This window comes from Caulobacter sp. P1_B12_2, assembly GCF_056406675.1.
This window is the reverse complement of sequence record NZ_JBFTZS010000305.1, coordinates 1-5,656: the sequence shown is the minus strand read 5'-3', so window position 1 is coordinate 5,656 and position 5,656 is coordinate 1. Positions and strand designations below refer to the sequence as shown.

The window sequence follows — 5,656 nt, the reverse complement described above, 5'->3', positions numbered from 1 at the left end:
CCGCTGATGTCGCCCGGCGGGTTCAAGGCGTTCGAACACCTGTGGTCGATCCCGGCGGCGATCGAGTTCCACGAGACAATCGGCAAGGCCCAGGTCGCGGCCCGCACCGCCGAGTTGGCCGCCCAGTTGAAGGCCGGACTGGCGCTGATGCCGCACGTGCGGCTGGTCACGCCCCGCGACCCGCGCCTGTCGGCCGGCATCGTCTCGTTCGACGTCCACGGCGTTTCGGCGGAGTCGGCCGTGGGCCTGCTACGTCGTCGGCGGATCATCGCCTCGGCGGCGCCCTATGCGATCCAGCACATCCGCCTGACGCCCAGCCTGATGAACAGCCCGGCCGAGGTGGATCTGGCGCTGGCGGAGGTGCGAGGGCTGGCGAGCGTTTAGAACGAAGCGCCGCTGACACGACTCGCGAAGGGTGCTACACGGCCGCGCCATGAAAGCCGCCGTCGTCGTCTTCCCCGGTTCCAATTGCGATCGTGACTGCAAGGTCGCCATCGAGCGCTCCGCAGGAGCCCGTGTCGAGATGGTCTGGCACCAGGAGACGGCCCTGCCGGACGACCTGGACTTGATCGTCCTGCCCGGCGGCTTCTCCTACGGCGACTATCTGCGCTGCGGAGCCATGGCCGCCCAGAGCCCGGTCATGCGCGAAGTGATCAAGGCCGCCAACGAGGGTGTCGCGGTCGTCGGCATCTGCAACGGCTTCCAGGTGTTGTGCGAAGCGGGCCTGCTGCCCGGCGCCCTGCTGCGCAACGAGAAGCTGAAATACATCTGCAAGCCGGTGGCCCTGGACGTAGTCAACGGCCAGACCCGCTTCACCGCCGGCTTCGGCGAGCAGCGCTCGGCCGTCATGACGGTCGGCAACGGCGAGGGCAACTTCTTCGCCGACGCCGAGACGCTGGACCGCATCGAGGGCGAAGGCCAGGTGGTGTTCCGCTACCAGGACAATCCCAACGGCTCGGCCCGCGACATCGCCGGCATCATGAACGCCGGCGGAAACGTGCTGGGCCTGATGCCCCACCCGGACCGCTCGTTCGATCCGGACCTGGGCTCGGAAGACGGCGCCCTGCTGTTCCGCAGCATCTTCGCCAGCGCCTGACGCGGCCAAAGGGGGCTCCGATGCGTCGTTTCTCGATCACCRCAGCCTCTCTCCTCGCCGGACTGGCGACAGCCGCCGTCGCCCRGGCCGCCGACGACCACTGCGGCTATGGCGATTTCGTCAACTTCGCCCAGGAGGGCGTGGCGGTCTACAACGTCTCGCCGCCCAGCCGGGGGCGGACCTACTTTCACAATGACGGCGAGGGTTGCCCCGACGCGCCGAGCTGCCGACTGAAGAGCTATCTGGTCGTCCAGGACGAAGTGCTGGTCAGTAAGGTCGAAAATGGCTGGGCCTGCGCCTGGTACGGACGCGGCGACCGTCACACGGTTGGCTGGCTGAAGAAGGCCGACCTGGTGAAGTCGGCGGCCGCGCCCTCCGGCGAAGGCGACTGGCTGGGCGATTGGGGCTTCGGCGACAACCAGATCACGATCAAGCGCGACAAGAAAGGCTTGCGCGCCGTCGGCGATGCGGTCTGGAACGGCCCGGTCTCCCAGCACGTGGGCTCCTTCGAAGGCCTGATCGAGGTCAAGGGCGGCAGCGCGGAATATGCCGACCCCAAGGGCACGGAGCCTTTTTGCAACGTCCGCATGCGGCGGGTCGGCAAGCACATGGTCGTTGCCGACAGCGGAAGCTGCGGTGGCGCGTCCGTGAGCTTCGACGGTGTCTACGCCCGCTAGCGGCTCCGARACGCTGTTATATTATAGCGCCTCCTGGAAACCGCTCCTAAGGTGCCCGCACCATTGGGGAGCTTTTCGATGAGTCTTGCATCCACCCTCCGCGCCGGCCTGTTGGCCGCCGCCGCCCTCACCGCCTTCGCTGGCGCGGTTCACGCCCAGACCCCGCCGCTGACGCCGGATATCGACGGCAAGTACGTCGCGCCCCAGGCCGGCTACGACTACGACAAGCGCGTGGTCATGGTGCCGATGCGCGACGGGACCAAGCTCTACACCGTGATCCTCGTGCCCAAGGGGGCGAAGAACGCTCCGATCCTGCTGACCCGCACGCCCTACAACGCCGCCAAGCGCACCGCGCGCAACGACAGCCCGTCCATGCTGGCCACCCTGGCCGAGGGCGACGGCGTGTTCGTCCAGGCCGGCTACATCCGCGTCATCCAGGACATCCGCGGCAAGTACGGGTCGGAAGGCGACTATGTGATGACCCGGCCGCTGAAGGGGCCGCTGAACAACAGCGAGGTCGACCATTCGACCGACGCCTACGACACCATCGAGTGGCTGACCAAGAACGTGCCCGAGACCAACGGCAAGGTCGGCATGCTAGGCAGTTCGTACGAAGGCTTCACCGTGGTGATGGCCCTGGTCAATCCGCACCCGGCCCTGAAGGTGGCCGCGCCGATGAGCCCGATGGTCGACGGCTGGATGGGCGACGACTGGTTCCACCACGGCGCTTTCCGCCAGCCGAACTTCGACTATTTCGCCGGCCAGACCACCAAGCGCGGCGCGGGCGAAAGCGTCCAGCGCGGGGCCTATGACGACTATCAGACCTTCCTGAAGGCCGGGTCGGCCGGCGACTTCGCCAAGGCCCACGGCCTGGACGCCCTGCCCTGGTGGAAGAAGGTCAGCGAGCACCCGGCCTATGACAGCTTCTGGAGCGAGCAGRCCCTCGACAAGACCATGGCCAAGCAGCCTCTGACGGTGCCGACCATGTGGATCCAGGGCCTGTGGGATCAGGAAGACATGTGGGGCGCGGTGCATTCGTACGCCGCCGTCGAGCCCAACGACGCGGCCAACGACAAGAACTACCTGGTGCTAGGCCCCTGGCGGCACAGCCAGGTCAATTACGACGCCTTCAACCTGGGCGCCTTCAAGTGGGACGGCGACACCGCCCTGCAGTTCCGCCGCGACGTGCTGCTGCCGTTCTTCAACCAGTACCTGAAGGACGGCGCGCCCAAGGCCGACACTCCGCCGGTGCTGATCTATGATCCGGGCCAGAACCACTGGGATCGCTATAAATCCTGGCCGCAAGGCGGGACCAAGGCGCTTTACCTGGAGCCGAACGGCGGTCTGGCCTTCGCCGCCCCGGCGGCGGCCAAGGGCCCGGCGGCCTATGACGAATACGTCTCCGACCCGGCCAAGCCGGTGCCCTACATCCCGCGCCCGATGCAGTTCGGAGACCGCAGCCGCTGGACGCCGTGGCTGGTCACCGACCAGCGCAGCGTCGCCGACCGCACCGACGTGCTCAGCTATGTGTCCGAGCCCCTGACCGCGCCGCTGAAGATCGCCGGCGTGCCCAAGGTCAATCTGACGGCCTCGACCAGCGGGACCGACAGCGACTGGGTGGTCAAGCTGATCGACGTCTTCCCCGACGAGGTCCCCAGCCAGCCCGAGTTGGGCGGCTACCAACTGGCCGTGGGCATGGACATCTTCCGCGGCCGCTACCGCGAGAGCTTCAGCGATCCCAAGGCGATCAAGCCCAACACGCCGCTGAAGTACCAGTTCATCCTGCCGACCGCGAACTACACCTTCCAGCCGGGCCACCGGATCATGGTCCAGGTGCAGTCGAGCTGGTTCCCGCTCTACGACCGCAATCCGCAGACCTTCGTGCCCAACATCTTCTTCGCCAAGCCGGCGGACTACGTGAAGGCCACGCAGCGGGTCTATCATGCGGGCGATACGGCCAGCTTCATCGAGCTGCCGGTGGTGGCGAACTAGTAAAAGGGCCGGAGGCTTTCGCCTCCGGCCCCCTTCACATCACGGAGCGGTGGTCTTCAGCGGTCCTTCCGCTGCTCTCCCTGGTCGGCCTGGCCGCCGGGATTGCGGCCCTGTTCGTTCTGCGGCTGGCGGCTCTTGTCGCCCTGCTGTTGCTGCTGTCCGGGGGACTGTCGCTGCGGGTCGTTCTGCTGCTGTTGGGGATTACGGGTTTGGTCGCCCATGAGCGTTCTCCTTGTCCAGCGCGCCAGGTTGCGCACGGTGAAAGAACGGCTCGGGATTCACCCCGTTCCTAGCGCCAAGCTGCCTTAGTTGCGGCTTAGCTTTTGAATCTTCACCGGATTTTCGATGATTTGGCCCTTCATGTAGGGATCGTCAGCCTTGGTGACAGTGGGCGCGTCGTGGATCTTGCGGACCACGTTCATGCCCTCGACCACCCTGCCGAACGCCGCGAAGCCCTGGCCGTCCTTGTTGCGGGCGCCGCCGAAATCCAGGGCCGGATTGTCGCCGATGCAGATGAAGAACTCCGAGCCCGCGGTGCCGGGCTTGTCCCGCGCCATCGAGATCACCCCGTCGGTATGCAGGACCCCTGTGGCCTTAGTGGTCTCGTGAGCGATGGCCGGCAGGGGGCTGTCGTCTCGGTTCAGCCCGCCCTGGATGACGCTGATGGTGGCCGGGTTGTTGTCGTTCTTCGGCGAGACGGTCCGATAGAAGGTCCCGCCATCCATCAGATGCTGGTCGGCATAGGCCAGGAAGTTGGCCACRGTGATCGGCGCTTTGTCGGGATAAAGCTCGATGACGATCGGCCCCAGATCCGTGACCATCCGCACCCGGACCGTAGCCGGCGCGCCGGCCGTTAGCGGCAGGGCGGCGGCGAGCGCGAGCAGGTGACGGCGGGAGATCATGAGGCGGCTCGCTTGCGGACGTTCGATGAGCGGCCATTTTAGACAAAGCCTGAGGCAGGAAATCTAGCGGAATCCCCCGGTCCACGCTAGAAGGCCCGCCCATGAGCACCTCGCCCTCCCCCACGAAGTCCATGGCCGACACGGCCCGTGAATTTGGCCTCAATGCGGAGGAGTACGGCGTCGTCCTCGACCGCCTGGGCCGCGAGCCCAATCTGGTCGAGTTGGGGGTGTTCTCGGTGATGTGGTCCGAGCACTGCTCGTACAAGTCGTCGAAGAACCAGCTGAAGAAGTTCCCGATCACCGGACCGCGCGTGATCTGCGGTCCCGGCGAGAACGCCGGCGTGATCGACATCGGCGACGGCGACGCCATCATCTTCAAGATGGAGAGCCACAACCACCCCTCCTACATCGAGCCCTACCAAGGCGCGGCGACGGGCGTGGGCGGCATCATGCGCGACGTCTTCACAATGGGCGCGCGGCCGATCGCCCTGCTCAACGCCCTGCGGTTCGGCGATCCGAGCCACCCGAAGACCAAGCGCCTCGTGGACGGCGTGGTGGCCGGCATCGCGGGCTACGGCAACTGCGTGGGCGTGCCCACCGTAGCCGGCGAGACCAACTTCCACGCCGGCTACAACGGCAACATCCTGGTCAACGCCATGTGCGTGGGCCTGGCCGACGCCGACAAGATCTTCTACTCCGCCGCGCCCGGCGCGGGCCTGGCCGTGGTCTATTTCGGCTCCAAGACCGGCCGCGACGGCATCCATGGCGCGACCATGTCCTCGGCCGAATTCTCGGAAGACTCCGAGGAGAAGCGCCCCACGGTCCAGGTCGGCGACCCCTTCGCCGAGAAGCTGCTGATCGAGGCCACCCTGGAGCTGATGGCCACCGGCGCCGTCGCCGCTATCCAGGACATGGGCGCGGCCGGCCTGACCTCTTCGTCGGTCGAGATGGCCGGCAAGGGCGGGGTCGGCATCGAGCTGAACATGGAC

Annotated in this window: 7 protein-coding genes; 5 read left to right on the top strand and 2 right to left on the bottom strand. The window is 66.6% G+C overall.

The genetic code is table 11. The features are described 5' to 3' along the window. The 4 genes from AC1DZ6_RS17495 to AC1DZ6_RS17480 form a co-directional block, all read left to right on the top strand. On the top strand, positions 1-384 hold a 384-nt coding region (locus AC1DZ6_RS17495; protein WP_477098418.1), incomplete at its 5' end, for an aminotransferase class V-fold PLP-dependent enzyme. Positions 385-433: 49 nt separating this feature from the next. Next, complete coding sequence (gene purQ, locus AC1DZ6_RS17490) at positions 434-1,096, top strand: phosphoribosylformylglycinamidine synthase subunit PurQ (protein WP_477098417.1); 663 nt, start codon at positions 434-436, stop codon at positions 1,094-1,096. A gap of 20 nt (positions 1,097-1,116) precedes the next feature. Then, on the top strand, positions 1,117-1,773 hold the full coding sequence (locus AC1DZ6_RS17485; protein ID WP_477098416.1) for a hypothetical protein: 657 nt from the start codon (positions 1,117-1,119) through the stop codon (positions 1,771-1,773). 78 nt (positions 1,774-1,851) lie between these two features. After that, positions 1,852-3,765: a CocE/NonD family hydrolase gene (locus AC1DZ6_RS17480; RefSeq protein WP_477098415.1), complete on the top strand. Its 1,914-nt coding sequence runs from the start codon at positions 1,852-1,854 to the stop codon at positions 3,763-3,765. A 56-nt stretch (positions 3,766-3,821) separates the two neighbouring features. On the opposite strand, the gene AC1DZ6_RS17475 is transcribed toward AC1DZ6_RS17480, so the two are convergent. Then, a complete protein-coding gene (locus tag AC1DZ6_RS17475) occupies positions 3,822-3,986 on the bottom strand; it encodes a hypothetical protein (RefSeq protein WP_477044736.1) in 165 nt (54 codons plus the stop codon). Between the two features lie 84 nt (positions 3,987-4,070). Further along, positions 4,071-4,667: a peptidylprolyl isomerase gene (locus AC1DZ6_RS17470; RefSeq protein ID WP_477098414.1), complete on the bottom strand. Its 597-nt coding sequence runs from the start codon at positions 4,665-4,667 to the stop codon at positions 4,071-4,073. Positions 4,668-4,768: 101 nt separating this feature from the next. Between AC1DZ6_RS17470 and AC1DZ6_RS17465 the strand changes: the two genes are divergently transcribed. After that, the coding region (locus AC1DZ6_RS17465; protein ID WP_477098413.1) for an AIR synthase related protein at positions 4,769-5,656 on the top strand (888 nt) is incomplete at its 3' end.

What these genes read in the sequence shown, in the direction of transcription:
- purQ (WP_477098417.1), top strand. Translation starts at nt 434, where the DNA reads ATGAAAGCCGCCGTCGTCGTCTTCCCCGGTTCCAATTGCGATCGTGAC.
- AC1DZ6_RS17475 (WP_477044736.1), bottom strand. Translation starts at nt 3,986, where the DNA reads ATGGGCGACCAAACCCGTAATCCCCAACAGCAGCAGAACGACCCGCAG.